The following is a 16,889-nucleotide window of genomic DNA, read 5'->3' as shown; positions in this document are numbered from 1 at the left end:
CACATGAATGTAACAATCGATACGGGCGTCGCACCCTACAGCGACGCATGGGCCGGGTTTCGCGGTGAAGAATGGAAAAACGCCGTCAACGTCCGCGATTTTATTCAGCATAACTACACCCCTTATGAAGGCGATGAAGCTTTCCTCGCGCAGGCGACGCCTGCAACGACGGCGCTGTGGCAGAAGGTAATGGTCGGCATTCGCCAGGAGAATGCCACCCACGCCCCGGTAGATTTCGACACCAACATTGCCACCACCATTACGGCCCACGGGCCTGGCTACATCGACCAGGATCTGGAGACGATCGTCGGCCTGCAAACCGAAAAGCCGCTCAAGCGCGCCCTGCATCCGTACGGCGGGATCAACATGATCCGCAGCTCGTTCGAAGCCTATGGCCGGGAGATGGATCCGCAGTTCGAATACCTGTTTACCGACCTGCGCAAAACCCATAACCAGGGTGTGTTTGACGTCTACTCCCCGGAGATGATGCGCTGCCGCAAATCCGGCGTGCTGACCGGTTTGCCGGACGGCTACGGGCGCGGACGCATCATCGGCGATTACCGCCGCGTGGCGCTCTACGGCATCAGCTATCTGGTACGCGAACGTGAACTTCAGTTTGCCGATCTGCAAGGCAGGCTGGAGCGCGGCGAAGATCTGGAGGCAACGATCCGCCTGCGCGAAGAGCTGGCGGAACACAAGCGCGCGCTGCTGCAGATCCAGCAGATGGCGGCGAACTACGGGTTTGATATCTCTCGTCCGGCTATGGGCGCTCAGGAAGCGGTGCAGTGGGTCTATTTTGCCTACCTGGCAGCGGTGAAATCCCAGAACGGCGGGGCGATGTCGCTGGGGCGCACGGCCTCGTTCCTCGATATCTACATCGAACGCGACATGCAGGCGGGGCGGCTGAGCGAGGTGCAGGCGCAGGAGCTGATCGACCACTTCATCATGAAGATCCGCATGGTGCGCTTCCTGCGCACGCCGGAGTTCGACACGCTCTTCTCCGGCGATCCGATCTGGGCGACGGAAGTGATCGGCGGCATGGGGCTGGACGGACGCACGCTGGTGACCAAAAACAGCTTCCGCTATCTGCATACCCTGCACACCATGGGACCCGCGCCGGAGCCGAACCTGACGATCCTCTGGTCAGAACAGCTGCCGATCGCATTCAAGAAATACGCCGCGCAGGTATCGATCGTCACCTCTTCTCTGCAGTATGAGAACGACGATCTGATGCGTGCGGACTTCAACAGCGACGATTATGCCATTGCCTGCTGCGTCAGCCCGATGGTGATCGGCAAGCAGATGCAGTTCTTTGGCGCGCGCGCCAACCTTGCCAAAACGCTGCTGTACGCAATCAACGGTGGGGTGGACGAAAAGCTGAAGATCCAGGTCGGGCCAAAAACCGAGCCGCTGCTGGACGACGTGCTGGATTACGACACCGTGATGGCGAGTCTCGATCACTTTATGGACTGGCTGGCGGTGCAGTACATCAGCGCCCTGAATCTCATTCACTACATGCATGATAAGTACAGCTACGAAGCCTCGCTGATGGCGCTGCACGACCGGGATGTCTATCGCACCATGGCCTGCGGCATTGCCGGGCTGTCGGTGGCGGCGGATTCCCTGTCGGCGATTAAATACGCTTCGGTGAAGCCGGTGCGCGACCATACCGGCCTGGCGGTCGATTTCGTGATTGAAGGGGACTATCCGCAGTACGGCAACAACGACGACCGTGTGGACAGCATTGCCTGCGACCTGGTGGAGCGCTTTATGAAGAAAATTCAGGCGCTGCCAACCTACCGCAACGCGGTGCCGACCCAGTCGATCCTGACCATCACTTCTAACGTGGTTTACGGCCAGAAGACCGGGAACACGCCGGACGGACGCCGCGGCGGCACGCCGTTTGCGCCAGGCGCAAACCCGATGCACGGGCGCGACAGGAAAGGGGCGGTGGCCTCGTTAACGTCGGTCGCCAAGCTGCCGTTCACCTATGCCAAAGACGGGATCTCCTACACCTTCTCTATCGTGCCGCAGGCGCTGGGCAAGGACGAGCTGGTGCGCAAAACCAACCTGGTGGGGCTGCTGGACGGGTACTTCCATCACGAAGCATCTATTGAGGGCGGGCAGCACCTGAACGTTAACGTGATGAACCGGGAGATGCTGCTGGATGCCATTGCGCATCCGGAGAATTACCCGAACCTGACCATCCGCGTTTCGGGCTATGCGGTGCGGTTTAATGCGCTGACGCGGGAACAGCAGCAGGACGTGATTTCTCGAACGTTTACCCAGTCAATCTAAATCTAAGTGCTCATGCCCCCTCAACCCAGGGGGCATGTTTTTGCCCGCGAAACATACAAAATTGTTTATATAATTACTCACACATATTCATCCGCTCTTGAAAAACAATGCCCGCTTTTCCTATCACAGCATGTAAGGACAGTAAGATGATGAAAATGACCCGTATTGCGCTGGTCGCCGCCTCGCTGGCAGTGTGCAGTTTTACGGCACAGGCCGCGAACGTTGAGGCTGCTCCGTCTCCATCGCAGGATCCGCTGGTACAGCACCTGAAGCTCAGCAATGAGCAGGTTAAGAAGATTGAAGATCTGCATAAGCAGCTGGAACAAAATGTCAGCAAGATCCCGATGACGGGCGTGAAGGACGGCGCGCTGGTCGACATGTTCCAGGCGGGTAAATGGGACGAAAGCACGGTCAAAAGCCAGCTTGCCGCCTTTAGCAAAATTGAAGAGCAGACCCGTTATTACCGCGTGAAATATTACTTCGACGTCAGCCAGGTATTAACGCCGGAACAGCGTAAACAGATTAGAACTGATATGGCCAACGCGCTGGCAGAGTGATTTCGTCGTTGCGTACGGCGCCGGATAATTCTGCCGAGGCTCGAGCGGTTCCCTCTCCCGTTGGGAGAGGGTTAACGTGAGGGCATTCTCTAAACCGGCAAATCAATCAGCAGCGCGCGCAGCGGCGTATCTGCCACCAGCGTGATATTCGCTTCATCACGAATAAACGCCCCGTCTCCGCAGGTGAGGGCTTCTTTCTCTTCCGTGTGCGTCACCGCATGCACCGTACCGTGAATAGACTGCAGATAGGCGCGCGGACCGTGAAGCTGGAAGCTCGCCTGTTCACCTTTCTTCAGTTCGATATGATGCAGCCACACCTGCTGGCGCAGCTGCAGGCTACCTGTACTGCCGTCCGGCGATGCAATCAGCTGCTGCTTATCGCCCGTTAAATCTAACTTCTGGACCAGCGGATTTTCCCGCTCAGGGCAGGCGTCGAGCCACAGCTGCATGCGGGTCAGCGTTTTGTCTTTGCTGAGGTTATGTTCGCTGTAGCTGATGCCCGGCTGCGTGGAAATTAACAACGCTTCGCCAGCCTTTGCCTGGACATGATTGCCCTCGCTATCGCGGTATTCTGCCTCGCCTTCCAGGATCAGGTTCAGGATATCGACTTTCGGGTACGTACGCGGCTGGAAGGAGGCGCCCGGGGCGAGCACTTCCTGGTTCAGCACGCGCAGTGAAGCGTAACCGAGGAGTTTAGGGTCAAAGTAGTGTCCAAAGGAAAAGGTGTAGCGAGCCTGCAGCCAACCGAAATCGGCTTGTCCGCACTGTTTAGCTGTTCTTGTCGTAATCATAAACTTGACCTCTCTTTACACTAAAACAATGGTAAAGGTATGGACGCTTCATTGTTAGCCAGATATTCTGCCCGGTATGTTCAAATTTCCTGAATGAGAACGAGATGGCTAAAGAAAGAGCATTGACGCTTGAGGCGCTTCGCGTCATGGACGCGATTGACCGGCGCGGCAGTTTTGCGGCGGCGGCCGATGAACTGGGGCGCGTTCCGTCTGCGCTGAGCTACACCATGCAGAAGCTGGAAGAAGAGCTGGACGTGGTGCTTTTTGACCGCTCCGGTCATCGAACAAAATTCACCAACGTGGGCCGAATGCTGCTGGAGCGCGGCCGCGTACTGCTGGAAGCGGCGGACAAGCTGACGACAGACGCCGAAGCGCTGGCGCGCGGCTGGGAAACCCATCTCACGCTCGTGACCGAAGCGCTGGTGCCGACCGAAGCGCTGTTCCCGCTGGTGGACCGCCTGGCGGCGAAGGCCAATACGCAGCTGTCCATCATCACCGAGGTGCTGGCAGGGGCGTGGGAACGTCTGGAGACGGGCAGGGCAGATATCGTTATTGCGCCGGACATGCACTTCCGCTCATCTTCAGAAATCAACTCGCGCAAGCTCTACAGTGTGATGAACGTTTATGTTGCCGCCCCCAACCATCCGATTCATCAGGAGCCCGAGCCGCTCTCTGAAGTCACACGAGTGAAGTATCGCGGCGTAGCGGTAGCGGATACCGCGCGCGAGCGTCCGGTGCTGACGGTGCAGCTGCTGGATAAACAGCCTCGTCTGACGGTGACCTCGCTGGAGGACAAACGGCAGGCGCTGCTGGCCGGTCTGGGCGTGGCGACGATGCCGTACCCGTTTGTGGAAAAAGATATTGCGGAAGGACGACTGCGGGTTGTGAGCCCGGAGTACACCAGCGAAGTGGATATCATTATGGCGTGGCGTCGCGACAGCATGGGCGAAGCCAAATCGTGGTGCCTGCGAGAAATTCCAAAGCTCTTTGCGCACCACAACAAATAAGCGTACAGGCCCGGTAAACGTAAGCGCCACCGGGCAGTAATTTACGCGCCGATCTTAGGATCGGGACCAAAGCGGTTTTCGCCCGGCGTCCCGCTTTGACAGTTGAAAATCAAAATCACGATCCAGCCCACGATCGGGATTAACAGCAGCAATAACCACCACGCCGAACGATCGGTATCGTGCAGCCGACGGAACAGTACCGCCCACGATGGCAGCAGGACTAACAGGCCATAAATGGTGGTCAGCACGCCTTCACCGCCAGCCCGCTCCCAGCCAAGAATTTTATCCACAATACCCAGCACCATGATGAGGATGAAGTTCACCAGAACGAACATCCAGTACTCTTTGCGGCGGGCGCGGCCACCAAATCCAATGTAGTTGCGCAGTACTTTCAGATACCAGTCCATTTTCCTTGCCTCAATAATCGGTCAATCACTTGTTTTCTAAGCAATCAAAGTAAGGATAGATGGAGATTGTGAATTAAAAAAGGGCATCTATTGATGCCCTTAATATTTATCCAAATCGGACGTCGCGCCCGTGCGGTTCATCCAGGTTCTGCCACGGGCCGATGGAGATAATACCCGTCGGGTTGATGGTCTTGTGGCTGCGGAAATAGTGGGTGCGAATATGGTCGAAGTCGACCGTCTCGGCGATACCCGGCATCTGGTAGATGTCGCGCAGGAAACCATACAGGTTCAGGTAGTCGCTGATGCGGTGTTTATCGCACTTAAAGTGGGTGACATAGACCGGATCAAAGCGAACCAGCGTGGTCCACAGGCGAATGTCCGCTTCCGTCAGGCGATCGCCCGTCAGGTAGCGATGCTGGCCCAGGATCTGTTCCAGGCGTTCCAGTGATTCAAACACCTTCCCGACCGCTTCGTCATACGCTTCCTGGCTGGTGGCGAAACCGGCCTTGTAGACACCGTTGTTGACGTTGTCGTAAATCCAGCCGTTCAGCTCGTCAATCTTATCGCGCAATTCAACCGGGTAATAATCTCCGGCACGAGCGCCGTGCGCATCAAATGCGGTATTGAACATGCGGATGATTTCCGCAGACTCATTGCTGACAATCGTCTGGTTTTTCTTGTCCCACAGCACAGGCACGGTCACGCGCCCGGTGTAGTGCGGATCGGCGTGCAGATAGAGCTGGTACAGGAAATCGTGGTGATACAGTTCGTCGCCGGTTGCCGCAGGGAAATCACTGTCGAACGTCCAGCCGTTTTCCAGCATCAGTGGGTTGACCACCGAAACCGGAATTAAGGATTCGAGACCTTTGAGCTTGCGCACAATTAGCGTGCGGTGCGCCCACGGGCAGGCAAGGGAAACATAAAGATGATAACGGTCTTTCTCAGCCGCGAAGCCGCCTTCGCCGCTCGGGCCGGGGGCACCGTCGGCGGTCAGCCAGTTACGGAAGGCCGAAACTGAGCGCTTGAAGCGACCTCCGGTGGATTTGGTGTCATACCAGACATCCTGCCATACGCCGTCTACGAGTTGTCCCATTTTTTCTCCTCCGTCAGATAGCAAAAGCGAGGAGATGTCTCCTCGCTTTGAGTTCATTCAGTATAGCGTGCTTACCATTTCTTATTCAGAACGCGGTCGATGCTGTATGCGCCCGGGCCAGTGACGGCCAGCAGCAGGAAGCCACCCGCGATGGTCAGGTTTTTCATGAACATCAGAGAGTTCACGCCTTCCGCAAAGTTGCTGTGGAAGATGAAAGCCGTCAGCACGGTGAAGCCTGCGGTAAACAGCGCGGTAGTGCGGGTCAGGAAGCCGAACAGGACTGCCAGGCCGCCGCCGAACTCAAGAAGAATGGTCAGTGGCAACAGGAATCCCGGAACGCCCATGGCTTCCATATACTGCTGGGTACCCGCATAACCGGTGATTTTTCCCCAACCTGCCACGATGAACAGAATTGGCATCAGAATACGCGCTACCAGTACACCAACATCTTCTAATTTTTTCATTTTACTCTCCAGGAAACCACATCAGCGGCTGAACGTTATTTGTCTGCAATTCCGGGTAGATACCGCGTCGTTGCTGTCGATGGAGAGGATAATAAACGGGGCGGGTGGCAATTGTTAGCAAGGAAAACTGTCAATCTTCTTCAAAGATATTGAGTAAGGGAGGGGGAGGATTTTGCCGGGTGGCGGCTACGCCACCCGGCGATAAGGCTAGCGTAATTGCTGCTGCCGCAACGTTGCTTTCACCAGACGCCAGGCGCTCCAGGCACCAAACCCACGGCGCGCCCAGCGGATGAGCATATTTGGATGACGAACCGTCCAGATAGCCATCACGCTGCTGCCGACCAGCGCCCATGAACGCAGGCTCAGGAAGGTGTTCCAGCCTCGGTCAAACCGTCGCGTCGCGTCAATCCAGTCGCGACGGCTGGCCGACAGATCCAGCCGTTGCTGCTGGATCTGGCTTAGCAGGTACGCTTTTCGCTTTTGACGTTCGGCTTTACCACTCACGGCTTGTCATCCTCCAGCAGGGCGCGGTCGTTAGCCAGCTCCTGACGCGTATGGCGCAGGAACGTGGACTTCCGCGCTTTACGCAGCGTCCAGATACCGCCAATCAACGCTGCTACCAGCAGAACGACGGTGGTGGCAATCATGGCGTTAAGACGATACTGCGGGTCAATGGCCCAGATGATTAACACCATCAGGCTCATCAGACCAAACGCGGCGAAGAGCATGGTCAGTCCGAGCATCAGCAGCATCTGGAAGAGGTTGGCTTTCTCCTCCTCCAGCTCAACCACTGCCAGCCGGACGCGCGTTTCGGCAATCCCGACAAGCGTTGTTAAAATACGCTGGCCGATGCCGAGGACGTTGTTAGCAGGCCCTTGTGCGTGACGAGGATCTTCCATATCAACGACGCGTCAGAAGGACACCCAGTACCACACCCACTGCGGCACCAATTCCTACACCCGTCCATGGATTATCACGAACGTATTCGTCCGCGCGGGCAGCCGCTTCGCGGGTCTGTTTCGCCAGTGCATCACCGGTTTCACCCAGGCGGTAGCGGCTCTCTTTCAGGGCCTGCTCCGCCTTGCTGCGCAGCTTGCTGACCTCTTCTTTTGACTTGTCAGCAGAGGAGTTCAGCACCTCTTCAAGGGTATCGGCCAGGGATTTCAGTTCAGCGCGCAGATGTTCAGACGTCGTATCTTTTGACATGATTCTTTCTCCTGTTGAGATTTCCGTTAACTCAATAATCGCGAGCTTCCAGCGCTTTCAGGTCGTCCTGCGCTTCTTTCAACTTCTTCTCGCGCTTAGCAATTTTATCCGCATCTCCTTTCTCTTTCGCTTCCTGCAGGTCGCGACGGCGCTCGGCTATCTCGTCCTTCTGTTCAGCGATTTTCTTCTTGTGGTCGGCACGAAGCTTGCTGTCTGAACAGTTCGCTTTCACTTCGCTCAGCGCTTTTTTAAGACCGTCAACACGGTGCTGATTGTTATGCTTTTCGGCATAACCGATCTCACGCTGAATATCCTGTTCTTTCTCCTGACAAAGAGAGTTTGCGAAGGATGCTGTGCTTAAAGAAAAAAGGGCCAGAGCCAGAGTCATGCGGAATTTCATTATCGAAACCTTCCATTGTGTTGCGGCGTAAGCCGCTATCCAAAGTTATGCGGAGTACAGTCGAGGGGTGCTCCGCGTACTTAAGCATAGTAAGTAAACGGGGGATTCACCAAAGTGAGTGAAAAGATTCGGAATCCTGGAAGTTATCCAAACCGATGCGACGTATCGCGAATCAACGAGAGCCAGGCTGCAGGCTGGCTCTCATCTTCCTGCTGGGCAATGATATACCCGTACGGCAGCGTACGGTCGAGAACCACTTTCGCGGCGGCACTTTGCGCACGGGAATCAAACTTGATCAGTAAAACGTCGTCCTGTGGAGTGATGCTTTTAAAGCGGATCCCGTTCGCATCCAGATGATGCCAGACAGAAAAACCGTCAGGCACGCTGGCACCCTGGTTCACCGGGCGAATGGCAAGCGTGGATTCCTGGTGCGAAAGCGCGCTCCATGCCAGCAGCATGGCGCAGAGCACCACCAGTGTAATCACGGCACAGGCAAAACGGCGCAGGGCAAGCGGTGAGATAGCCATCGTTAGCCTCTGGCTCCGTATTTCTTTTTCCACAGCACGACCAGAGAGCCGATCAGGCCGAAGACCAGCAGAACCACAGGCAGCAGCATCAGGCAGGACATCAGCTGGTCTTCATATTTCATAAACACCGGCGTTTTACCCAACGCATAGCCGAGCGTTGTCAGAATAAGCACCCATAACAGACCGCTCATCCAGTTAAAGAACTGGAAGCGGGCGCTGCTCAGCCCCGACAGACCGGCAATGGTCGGCAACAGCGTACGTACAAACGCGATAAAGCGGCCAATCAGCAGTGCGGAAAGCCCGTGCTTATGGAAAAGGTGGTGCGCCCGCTGATGATAATGTGCAGGCAGGTGCGAGAGCCAGTTCTGGACGATCCGGGTATTGCCCAGCCATCTCCCCTGGATGTAGCTCACCCAGCAGCCGAGGCTGGCCGCGACGGTCAGTAATAAAATAGTTTGCGGAAACGCCATCGCCCCTTTGGCACACAGCACGCCGACGAGCACCAGCAAACTGTCACCAGGCAGGAAGGCAGCAGGCAGCAAACCGTTCTCAAGGAACAGGATCATAAACAAGACGAAATAGAGCATGCCAATCATGGAAGGGTTGGCCAGCGTTTCAAAATCCTGCGCCCAAAGGGCATGCAGTAGTTGGGTCAAAAGTTCCATTCAGTGTTCCTGGAAATCGGTTAACGTCACGCCTGTTATCCGGGGCAAACAGCACGGCGACATTGTTGTGATTTCATTATGGTCGCTCGCGGACACATTGCGGTGTGGCCAACACGTTTCCCTGTTAATTGGCTGGTTAGCAAGCACTAACTTACAAAATAACGAAGTGAATCCAATTGTAACAAAGCCCAACGTTCTGCGTCACAGAATTTGCAGGCGTGAGTTGATTTTGGCGTAAGCCCAGGAAGTGAGCGAGGGGATTTACAAAGGCTGACACTATATATGTTTTGCTTACCCACTGAAGCCAGAAGGCGCAGCGAGGCGCCTGCCAGCGGGAAGGTCATCTATTTTGCGGCACTGGGGGCCGTATCGAGATGAACAACGGGATTATCGGCGAAAAGATAGCGGTCAGCGTTAAATTCGAAGTCGTCGCTGGTTTCATTGAACAGCATCTGCTTGGTGTTTTCCAGATGCTGCCACATCGCCAGCTTAGCGGCATGGGGATCTTTACGAATCAGCGCCTTAAGGATTTGATCGTGATCGTCACACCAGTTGTCGACGGTACGGGAATCGATATGGTCGTGCAGTTTCTTCCAGTACGGGTTATGAACGCGCTGAGTCCACATTTTCTCAACGATTGCCGCCAGCGCCGTATTTTGGGTTGCCAGGGCGACCTGGACGTGAAACTGCAGATCCCACTCTGAATCGCGGAAACATTTTTCCTTACGGGCATTCTCCTGGATTTCCATCAGCTTCATGATGTCCTGCTTGGTCACCTGCGTCGCCGCAAACTCAGCAATATTGCTTTCGATCAGTTGGCGAGCCTGGAGCAGCTCAAACGGACCGTAGCTGGCGAATTCCAGACTTTCGTCCGCGACGGGAGAGTGTTTCGGCAGATTAGAAATCACGTGAATGCCGGAGCCTTTGCGTACCTCAACGTAGCCTTCCACTTCCAGCATGATGATGGCTTCGCGCACCACGGTGCGGCTGACGCTTTTTTCATCCGCAATGAAGCGCTCGGCGGGAAGTTTATCACCGACAAGATAGACTCCTTGCTCGATGCGATCTTTCAGCTCGGCAGCAAGTTGTTGATATAAACGACGTGGTTCGGTGATTTCCATATGCGCTCCAGGCAGGGTACGGCAGATGATTTGTTATACCACTTTTGCGTGCCACTCTCCAGATTTTGCCATTAAAAAAGCCGCCTGGAGGCGGCTTAGGGGAAACACATTTTCGCTAACTTTGCGTAGCCGGTTTCCCAAGGGACTCTTTTGCCAGCTCCTCTGCCGACTTGCTTTTCAGCACCGTCCAGATCACCACAGCGCCCAGCAGGTCGAAAATAGCCAGCACGGCGAACAGCGGGCTGAAGCCGATGGTATCCGCCAGTGCGCCGACCACCAGCGCAAACATCGTACTCGCGGTCCAGGCGGCCATCCCTGTCAGGCCGTTGGCGGTGGCCACTTCGTTACGGCCAAAGACGTCAGAGGAGAGCGTAATCAGCGCGCCGGACAGGGACTGGTGAGCAAATCCGCCGATGCACAGCAGGGCGATGGCCACATACGGGCTGGTGAACAGGCCGATCATGCCCGGGCCAATCATCAGCAGTGCGCCCATGGTCACTACCATTTTACGGGAAACAATCAGGTTCACCCCAAACCAGCGCTGGAACAGCGGTGGCAGGTATCCGCCCACGATACAGCCCAGGTCAGCGAACAGCATCGGCATCCAGGCGAACATCGCGATCTCTTTCAGGTTAAAGCCGTAGACTTTAAACATGAACAGGGGGATCCACGCGTTGAAGGTACCCCATGCCGGCTCGGCCAGGAAACGCGGCAGGGCGATACCCCAGAACTGACGGGTGCCCAGGATCTGCCAGACGGTCATTTTTTTGCCGTTGTTGGTCTGATGCTGCGCTTCCTGACCACCAATGATGTACTCGCGTTCTTCTTCAGACAGTTTTTTCTGATCGCGCGGATGTTTATAGAAAATCAGCCACGCCATGGCCCACGCAAAGCTCAGCACGCCAGAGATGATGAACGCCATCTGCCAGCTGTGCATCACGATAGCCCACACCACCAGCGGTGGTGCAATCATCGCCCCGATGGACGAGCCGACGTTGAAGTAACCGACCGCAATGGAACGCTCTTTTGCCGGGAACCACTCGGAGCTGGCTTTCAGCCCTGCGGGGATCATGGCGGCTTCAGCTGCACCTACCGCGCCGCGCGCCAGCGCCAGGCCGCCCCAGCTTCCCGCCAGCGCGGTGGCTCCGCAGAACACCGCCCAGGCGATGGCGAAGAAGGCATAACCGATTTTGGTACCGAGAATGTCCAGCACATAGCCAGCAACAGGCTGCATGATGGTATAAGCCGCGGAATAGGCGGCAATGATGTAGGAGTATTGCTGCGTGGAGATATGCAGCTCTTCCATCAACGTTGGCGCTGCTGCTGCCACGGTGTTACGCGTCAGGTAGCCCAGCACGGTGCCTAACGTCACCAGTGCGATCATATACCAACGTAACCCTTTAATTTTACGCATCTAAAACCTCATCGTTATGTTATTTCCGCGCCAGAACGCGGCAACCTCTCGACCGTTTCCGGGAGCAGTTGTGTAACGGGAGGGGCGCAGCCGGGAGCATGTCCCGGAACGGCCCGAACCTTGCCATAAGTAAGCGTGCATAAGTCGGTATCCGTACCGTTAAATCTGGTGTATCTGACACCAGGAATGCATTCCGTCGGCTTATAGTTTGCGACGGCGAAAAGATAACTTGTCATACAACTTTAAAAGGTGAGTGACATCACAAATGTATGATTCTTTGTGGGGGCATTAATTGCTGAGCGCAAAGCCAGTAATGATGCGGCTTGTAGAAGGGTTTACTCCATTGAGGGTAATTTATTTGTTGACGTTTATTGATCTCACTCACGAAAAAAACGTCGGCTGGTGGAAATTGGTGTGATAACTTTGCAGCATATGAACATACGCTTTCTGCGCTCCCGTAATGAGGAAGACGATAATGACGCCGTTTATGACCGACGATTTTCTGTTAGATACCGAATTTGCTCGCCGCCTGTACCACGACTACGCAAAAGACCAGCCGATTTTCGACTACCACTGCCATTTACCGCCGCAGCAGGTTGCCGAAAATTATCGCTTCAAAAACCTGTATGACATCTGGCTGAAGGGTGACCACTACAAATGGCGCGCCATGCGCACCAACGGCGTGGCTGAGCGCCTGTGTACCGGCGATGCGACCGACCGCGAGAAGTTTGACGCCTGGGCGGCGACCGTTCCGCACACCATCGGCAACCCGCTTTACCACTGGACGCACCTTGAGCTTCGCCGTCCGTTTGGCATCACCGGCAAACTGCTCTCCCCAACGACCGCCGATGAAATCTGGGAGCGCTGCAACGCCCTGCTGGCGCAGGATAACTTCTCCGCGCGCGGCATCATGAAGCAGATGAACGTGAAGATGGTGGGCACCACCGACGATCCGATTGACTCTCTGGAGCATCATGCGGTTATCGCCAAAGACACCTCTTTTGATATCAAAGTGCTGCCAAGCTGGCGCCCGGACAAAGCCTTCAACATTGAGCAGGCTACCTTCGCCGACTACATGGCGAAGCTGGCGGAAGTGTCCGATACCGACATCCGTCGTTTCACCGACCTGCAAACCGCGCTGACCAAACGTCTGGATCACTTCGCGGCGCACGGCTGTAAAGTCTCTGACCACGCGCTGGACGTGGTGCTGTTTGCAGAATCAAACGAGGCCGAGCTGGACAGCATTCTGGCACGTCGTCTCTCCGGTGAATCGCTTCGCGAGCATGAAGTGGCGCAGTTTAAAACGGCGGTGCTGGTGTTCCTCGGTGCGGAATATACCCGTCGCGGCTGGGTACAGCAGTACCATATCGGTGCGCTGCGCAATAACAACCAGCGCCAGTTTAAGCTGCTTGGTGCGGATGTAGGCTTCGACTCCATCAACGACCGTCCGCTGGCAGAAGAGCTGTCCAAACTTCTGAGCAAACAGAACGAACAAAATCTGCTGCCTAAAACCATCCTGTACTGCCTGAATCCGCGCGATAACGAAGTGCTGGGTACCATGGTCGGCAACTTCCAGGGCGAAGGGATGCCGGGCAAGATGCAGTTCGGCTCCGGCTGGTGGTTCAACGATCAGAAAGACGGTATGGAACGTCAGATGACGCAGCTGGCGCAGCTTGGCCTGCTAAGCCGCTTTGTCGGCATGCTGACCGACAGCCGCAGCTTCCTGTCCTATACCCGTCATGAATATTTCCGCCGCATTCTGTGCCAGATGATTGGCCGCTGGGTGCACGCAGGCGAAGCGCCAGCGGATATCCAGCTGCTGGGCGAAATGGTGAAAAACATCTGCTTTAACAATGCGCGTGACTACTTCGCCATTGAACTGAACTAGGGCCGTTTGAGGTTGATATGCAATACATCAAAATCCATTCGCTGGATAACGTGGCCGTCGCGCTGACGGATCTCGATGAAGGCGACGTGGTGACCGTTGATAACCAGAGCGTCACCCTGCGTCAGGCGATTGCTCGCGGACACAAGTTTGCCGTGAAGCCTCTCGCCAAAGGGGACAACATCATTAAGTACGGTCTTCCGATTGGACATGCGTTAGCGGATATCGAGCCGGGTGAACATATTCATTCTCACAATACCCGCACCAATCTGAGCGATCTGGACGAGTACAGCTATCAACCTGATTTACCCGCGGAAGAGCGTCAGGCGGCAGATCGTGAAGTACAGATCTACCGTCGCGCTAACGGTGAGGTGGGGATCCGCAACGAGCTGTGGATCCTCCCGACCGTCGGCTGCGTCAACGGCATCGCGCGGCAGATCCAGACGCGTTTTCTGAAAGAGACCAACAGTGCCGAAGGCACTGACGGGGTACATCTGTTCAGCCACACCTACGGCTGCTCCCAGCTGGGAGACGACCACATCAATACCCGCACCATGCTGCAAAACATGGTGCGCCACCCGAACGCGGGGGCGGTGCTGGTGATCGGCCTGGGCTGCGAGAACAATCAGGTGGACGCCTTCCGCGAGACGCTCGGTGAGTTCGATCCTGAGCGCGTGCATTTTATGGTGTGTCAGCATCAGGACGACGAAGTGGAAGCGGGCGTTGAGCAGCTTCATCAGCTGTATGACGTGATGCGCCACGACAAGCGCGAGCCGGGCAAACTGAGCGAGCTGAAGTTTGGTCTGGAGTGCGGCGGGTCTGACGGCCTGTCCGGCATCACCGCCAACCCGATGCTGGGTCGCTTCTCGGATTATGTCATTGCCAACGGCGGCACGACGGTGCTAACCGAGGTGCCGGAGATGTTCGGCGCGGAACGTATTCTGATGAGCCACTGCCGCGACGAAGAGACGTTTGAGAAAACCGTCACCATGGTGAACGACTTCAAACAGTACTTCATTGCCCACAATCAGCCCATTTACGAGAACCCGTCGCCGGGCAACAAAGCGGGCGGGATCACCACGCTGGAAGAGAAATCTCTCGGCTGCACCCAGAAAGCGGGCGCCAGCCAGGTGGTGGACGTTCTGCGCTACGGCGAGCGCCTGAAAACGCACGGTCTGAACCTGCTGAGCGCACCGGGTAACGATGCGGTCGCCACCAGCGCGCTGGCGGGCGCCGGCTGCCATATGGTGCTGTTCAGCACCGGTCGCGGCACGCCGTACGGCGGTTTTGTGCCGACGGTGAAAATTGCCACCAACAGCGAGCTGGCGGCGAAGAAAAAACACTGGATCGACTTTGATGCGGGCCAGCTGATTCACGGCAAAGCGATGCCGCAGCTGCTGACGGAATTCGTGGACGCGATTGTGGAATTTGCCAACGGCAAGCAAACCTGTAACGAGAAGAACGACTTCCGCGAGCTGGCGATCTTTAAGAGTGGTGTGACGCTTTAAATAGGGAGCGGGCTGGTGCCCTCACCCTGACCCTCTCCCACAGGGAGAGGGTACAAACACTAAAAACGGCAACCTCAGGGTTGCCGTTTTGCTGTTAACCTCGCAGGGCGTTCTTCGCTAAACGCGCGTCTTCCGCCTGACAGGCCGCTGCGGTAAACAGCACGTCGGTAGAGGAGTTCAGCGCGGTTTCGCAGGAGTCCTGCAGCACGCCGATGATAAAGCCGACGGCTACCACCTGCATGGCGATTTCGTTCGGGATACCGAACATATTACACGCCAGCGGGATCAGCAGCAGGGAACCGCCCGCCACGCCCGATGCGCCACAGGCGCACAGCGACGCCACGACGCTCAACAGCAGCGCGGTTGGCAGATCCACCGGAATGCCCAGCGTATGCACCGCCGCCAGGGTCAGCACAGTAATGGTGATTGCCGCACCCGCCATATTCACGGTTGCACCCAGCGGGATCGAAACGGAATAGGTGTCGCGGTCCAGGTTCAGCTTCTCCGCCAGCGCCATGTTAACCGGAATGTTCGCCGCCGAGCTGCGGGTGAAGAAGGCGGTTACGCCGCTTTCGCGCAGGCAGGTCAGCACGAGCGGATACGGGTTGCGGCGGATCTGCCAGAACACCAGCAGCGGGTTGATCACCAGCGCCACCAGCAGCATACAGCCGACCAGCACAACCAGCAGCTGCGCGTAACCCCACAGTGCGTCAAAACCGGTAGTTGCCAGCGTGGAGGAGACCAGCCCGAAAATACCGACTGGCGCAAAGCGAATCACCAGCTTCACCATAAAGGTCACGGCGTTGGACAAATCGTTGACCAGGTTTTTCGTGGTCTCGTTGCCGTGGCGCAGCGCGAAGCCCAGACCAATCGCCCAGACCAGGATGCCAATGTAGTTTCCGCTCATCAGCGCGGTGATGGGGTTAGAGACCATGCTCATCAGCAGGCCCCGCAGGACTTCGACAATGCCGGACGGCGGCGTGATATCACCGGCCGCGCTGGTCAGGTGCAGCGTGGACGGGAACAGGAAGCTAAACACCACGGCCGTTAAGGCAGCCGAGAAGGTTCCCAGCAGATAAAGGAACAGAATGGGGCGAATGTTGGTTTTTTGTCCGTGCTGGTGGTTGGCAATTGACGCCATGACCAGCATCAGAACCAGTACCGGCGCGACGGCTTTCAGTGCACCTACGAACAGCGTCCCGAGCAGCCCCGTGGCTTCCGCGGCAGGTTTTGACACCATCGCCAGCAGAATACCCAGCACCAGCCCGACCAGAATTTGTTTAACGAGGCTGCCCTGCGCCAGGCGCGCGAACAGACCGCTTGATTGTATGCTCATACATATTTCCTGAGTGAAATTGCGTTCCATCCCGGATGTGCTCTTAGTCACATTTATGTCCGGATGTAAGTAAATGTTTGCCTGGTCGAGTATAGGGAATGTGCCAAAGGAGGGAAGCGTAAAATGCTGGATTTTACGTGTTGCATCATATTTTTTAACTACTGCGTTACAAAAGTGTGTTCACCCTCTCCCTGTGGGAGAGGGCCGGGG

Annotated in this window: 18 protein-coding genes; 5 read left to right on the top strand and 13 right to left on the bottom strand. The window is 56.3% G+C overall.

All coding sequences use genetic code 11. The annotated features are described in order from the left end of the window. The first annotated feature begins 3 nt into the window (after positions 1–3). Positions 4–2,298, top strand: a complete 2,295-nt coding sequence (pflB, locus tag ACW9E7_RS17590; RefSeq protein ID WP_458728161.1) for a formate C-acetyltransferase — start codon at positions 4–6, stop codon at positions 2,296–2,298. Between the two features lie 146 nt (positions 2,299–2,444). Next, a complete protein-coding gene (locus tag ACW9E7_RS17585) occupies positions 2,445–2,855 on the top strand; it encodes a Spy/CpxP family protein refolding chaperone (RefSeq protein WP_115876326.1) in 411 nt (136 codons plus the stop codon). 89 nt (positions 2,856–2,944) lie between these two features. On the opposite strand, the gene ACW9E7_RS17580 is transcribed toward ACW9E7_RS17585, so the two are convergent. Then, the gene (locus ACW9E7_RS17580) at positions 2,945–3,646 is read right to left on the bottom strand and encodes a pirin family protein (RefSeq protein WP_115876325.1); all 702 of its coding nucleotides are present in this window, start codon (positions 3,644–3,646) and stop codon (positions 2,945–2,947) included. A gap of 104 nt (positions 3,647–3,750) precedes the next feature. Between ACW9E7_RS17580 and yhaJ the strand changes: the two genes are divergently transcribed. Next, a complete protein-coding gene (gene yhaJ, locus ACW9E7_RS17575; RefSeq protein WP_008503135.1) occupies positions 3,751–4,653 on the top strand; it encodes a DNA-binding transcriptional regulator YhaJ in 903 nt (300 codons plus the stop codon). A 41-nt stretch (positions 4,654–4,694) separates the two neighbouring features. Here yhaJ and ACW9E7_RS17570 read toward each other — a convergent pair whose 3' ends face one another. From ACW9E7_RS17570 to ACW9E7_RS17520, 11 genes are all read right to left on the bottom strand, one after another. Continuing rightward, positions 4,695–5,060: a DUF805 domain-containing protein gene (locus tag ACW9E7_RS17570; protein ID WP_023294635.1), complete on the bottom strand. Its 366-nt coding sequence runs from the start codon at positions 5,058–5,060 to the stop codon at positions 4,695–4,697. 106 nt (positions 5,061–5,166) lie between these two features. Continuing rightward, complete coding sequence (locus ACW9E7_RS17565; RefSeq protein ID WP_136195046.1) at positions 5,167–6,153, bottom strand: glutathione S-transferase family protein; 987 nt, start codon at positions 6,151–6,153, stop codon at positions 5,167–5,169. Between the two features lie 71 nt (positions 6,154–6,224). Further along, positions 6,225–6,617, bottom strand: coding sequence for a DoxX family protein (locus ACW9E7_RS17560; protein ID WP_023309292.1), 393 nt, complete (start codon positions 6,615–6,617; stop codon positions 6,225–6,227). 207 nt (positions 6,618–6,824) lie between these two features. Next, on the bottom strand, positions 6,825–7,121 hold the full coding sequence (locus ACW9E7_RS17555) for a YqjK-like family protein (RefSeq protein WP_111964937.1): 297 nt from the start codon (positions 7,119–7,121) through the stop codon (positions 6,825–6,827). Next, positions 7,118–7,516: a phage holin family protein gene (locus ACW9E7_RS17550; protein ID WP_014885329.1), complete on the bottom strand. Its 399-nt coding sequence runs from the start codon at positions 7,514–7,516 to the stop codon at positions 7,118–7,120. The genes ACW9E7_RS17555 and ACW9E7_RS17550 overlap by 4 nt, the downstream gene beginning before the upstream one ends. Before the next feature lies 1 nt (position 7,517). After that, positions 7,518–7,823, bottom strand: a complete 306-nt coding sequence (locus ACW9E7_RS17545; RefSeq protein ID WP_008503141.1) for a DUF883 family protein — start codon at positions 7,821–7,823, stop codon at positions 7,518–7,520. A 31-nt stretch (positions 7,824–7,854) separates the two neighbouring features. After that, positions 7,855–8,223 carry a DUF1090 domain-containing protein gene (locus tag ACW9E7_RS17540; RefSeq protein ID WP_149367590.1) on the bottom strand — a complete coding sequence of 123 codons (369 nt, stop codon included), beginning with the start codon at positions 8,221–8,223 and terminating at the stop codon, positions 7,855–7,857. A 143-nt stretch (positions 8,224–8,366) separates the two neighbouring features. Continuing rightward, positions 8,367–8,750, bottom strand: coding sequence for an EnvZ/OmpR regulon moderator MzrA (gene mzrA, locus ACW9E7_RS17535; RefSeq protein ID WP_458728160.1), 384 nt, complete (start codon positions 8,748–8,750; stop codon positions 8,367–8,369). 2 nt (positions 8,751–8,752) lie between these two features. After that, positions 8,753–9,415: a DedA family general envelope maintenance protein YqjA gene (yqjA, locus tag ACW9E7_RS17530; protein WP_008503144.1), complete on the bottom strand. Its 663-nt coding sequence runs from the start codon at positions 9,413–9,415 to the stop codon at positions 8,753–8,755. Between the two features lie 344 nt (positions 9,416–9,759). After that, positions 9,760–10,536: a transcriptional regulator ExuR gene (gene exuR, locus ACW9E7_RS17525; protein ID WP_023615584.1), complete on the bottom strand. Its 777-nt coding sequence runs from the start codon at positions 10,534–10,536 to the stop codon at positions 9,760–9,762. A gap of 115 nt (positions 10,537–10,651) precedes the next feature. Continuing rightward, positions 10,652–11,950, bottom strand: coding sequence for an MFS transporter (locus ACW9E7_RS17520; protein ID WP_024906406.1), 1,299 nt, complete (start codon positions 11,948–11,950; stop codon positions 10,652–10,654). A gap of 475 nt (positions 11,951–12,425) precedes the next feature. Between ACW9E7_RS17520 and uxaC the strand changes: the two genes are divergently transcribed. Together uxaC and ACW9E7_RS17510 are read left to right on the top strand one after the other, a co-directional pair. Then, a complete protein-coding gene (gene uxaC / locus ACW9E7_RS17515; RefSeq protein ID WP_458728159.1) occupies positions 12,426–13,838 on the top strand; it encodes a glucuronate isomerase in 1,413 nt (470 codons plus the stop codon). 17 nt (positions 13,839–13,855) lie between these two features. Continuing rightward, positions 13,856–15,343, top strand: coding sequence for a UxaA family hydrolase (locus tag ACW9E7_RS17510; protein ID WP_458728158.1), 1,488 nt, complete (start codon positions 13,856–13,858; stop codon positions 15,341–15,343). Positions 15,344–15,437: 94 nt separating this feature from the next. Here the strand turns inward: ACW9E7_RS17510 and sstT are convergent, their stop codons facing one another. Further along, positions 15,438–16,679 (bottom strand): serine/threonine transporter SstT, encoded by a 1,242-nt coding sequence (gene sstT / locus ACW9E7_RS17505; RefSeq protein WP_115876320.1) that lies wholly within the window; start codon positions 16,677–16,679, stop codon positions 15,438–15,440. Positions 16,680–16,889 lie beyond the last annotated feature (210 nt).

It is taken from the genome of Enterobacter sp. H2G27 (genome assembly GCF_054403075.1).
Note: the sequence above shows the minus strand (reverse complement) of the source record. Positions and strands in the feature narration are given on the sequence as shown.

What these genes read in the sequence shown, in the direction of transcription:
- pflB (WP_458728161.1), top strand. Translation starts at nt 4, where the DNA reads ATGAATGTAACAATCGATACGGGCGTCGCACCCTACAGCGACGCATGG.
- ACW9E7_RS17585 (WP_115876326.1), top strand. Translation starts at nt 2,445, where the DNA reads ATGATGAAAATGACCCGTATTGCGCTGGTCGCCGCCTCGCTGGCAGTG.
- ACW9E7_RS17580 (WP_115876325.1), bottom strand. Translation starts at nt 3,646, where the DNA reads ATGATTACGACAAGAACAGCTAAACAGTGCGGACAAGCCGATTTCGGT.
- yhaJ (WP_008503135.1), top strand. Translation starts at nt 3,751, where the DNA reads ATGGCTAAAGAAAGAGCATTGACGCTTGAGGCGCTTCGCGTCATGGAC.
- ACW9E7_RS17570 (WP_023294635.1), bottom strand. Translation starts at nt 5,060, where the DNA reads ATGGACTGGTATCTGAAAGTACTGCGCAACTACATTGGATTTGGTGGC.
- ACW9E7_RS17565 (WP_136195046.1), bottom strand. Translation starts at nt 6,153, where the DNA reads ATGGGACAACTCGTAGACGGCGTATGGCAGGATGTCTGGTATGACACC.
- ACW9E7_RS17560 (WP_023309292.1), bottom strand. Translation starts at nt 6,617, where the DNA reads ATGAAAAAATTAGAAGATGTTGGTGTACTGGTAGCGCGTATTCTGATG.
- ACW9E7_RS17550 (WP_014885329.1), bottom strand. Translation starts at nt 7,516, where the DNA reads ATGGAAGATCCTCGTCACGCACAAGGGCCTGCTAACAACGTCCTCGGC.
- ACW9E7_RS17545 (WP_008503141.1), bottom strand. Translation starts at nt 7,823, where the DNA reads ATGTCAAAAGATACGACGTCTGAACATCTGCGCGCTGAACTGAAATCC.
- ACW9E7_RS17540 (WP_149367590.1), bottom strand. Translation starts at nt 8,223, where the DNA reads ATGAAATTCCGCATGACTCTGGCTCTGGCCCTTTTTTCTTTAAGCACA.
- mzrA (WP_458728160.1), bottom strand. Translation starts at nt 8,750, where the DNA reads ATGGCTATCTCACCGCTTGCCCTGCGCCGTTTTGCCTGTGCCGTGATT.
- yqjA (WP_008503144.1), bottom strand. Translation starts at nt 9,415, where the DNA reads ATGGAACTTTTGACCCAACTACTGCATGCCCTTTGGGCGCAGGATTTT.
- exuR (WP_023615584.1), bottom strand. Translation starts at nt 10,536, where the DNA reads ATGGAAATCACCGAACCACGTCGTTTATATCAACAACTTGCTGCCGAG.
- ACW9E7_RS17520 (WP_024906406.1), bottom strand. Translation starts at nt 11,950, where the DNA reads ATGCGTAAAATTAAAGGGTTACGTTGGTATATGATCGCACTGGTGACG.
- uxaC (WP_458728159.1), top strand. Translation starts at nt 12,426, where the DNA reads ATGACGCCGTTTATGACCGACGATTTTCTGTTAGATACCGAATTTGCT.
- ACW9E7_RS17510 (WP_458728158.1), top strand. Translation starts at nt 13,856, where the DNA reads ATGCAATACATCAAAATCCATTCGCTGGATAACGTGGCCGTCGCGCTG.
- sstT (WP_115876320.1), bottom strand. Translation starts at nt 16,679, where the DNA reads ATGAGCATACAATCAAGCGGTCTGTTCGCGCGCCTGGCGCAGGGCAGC.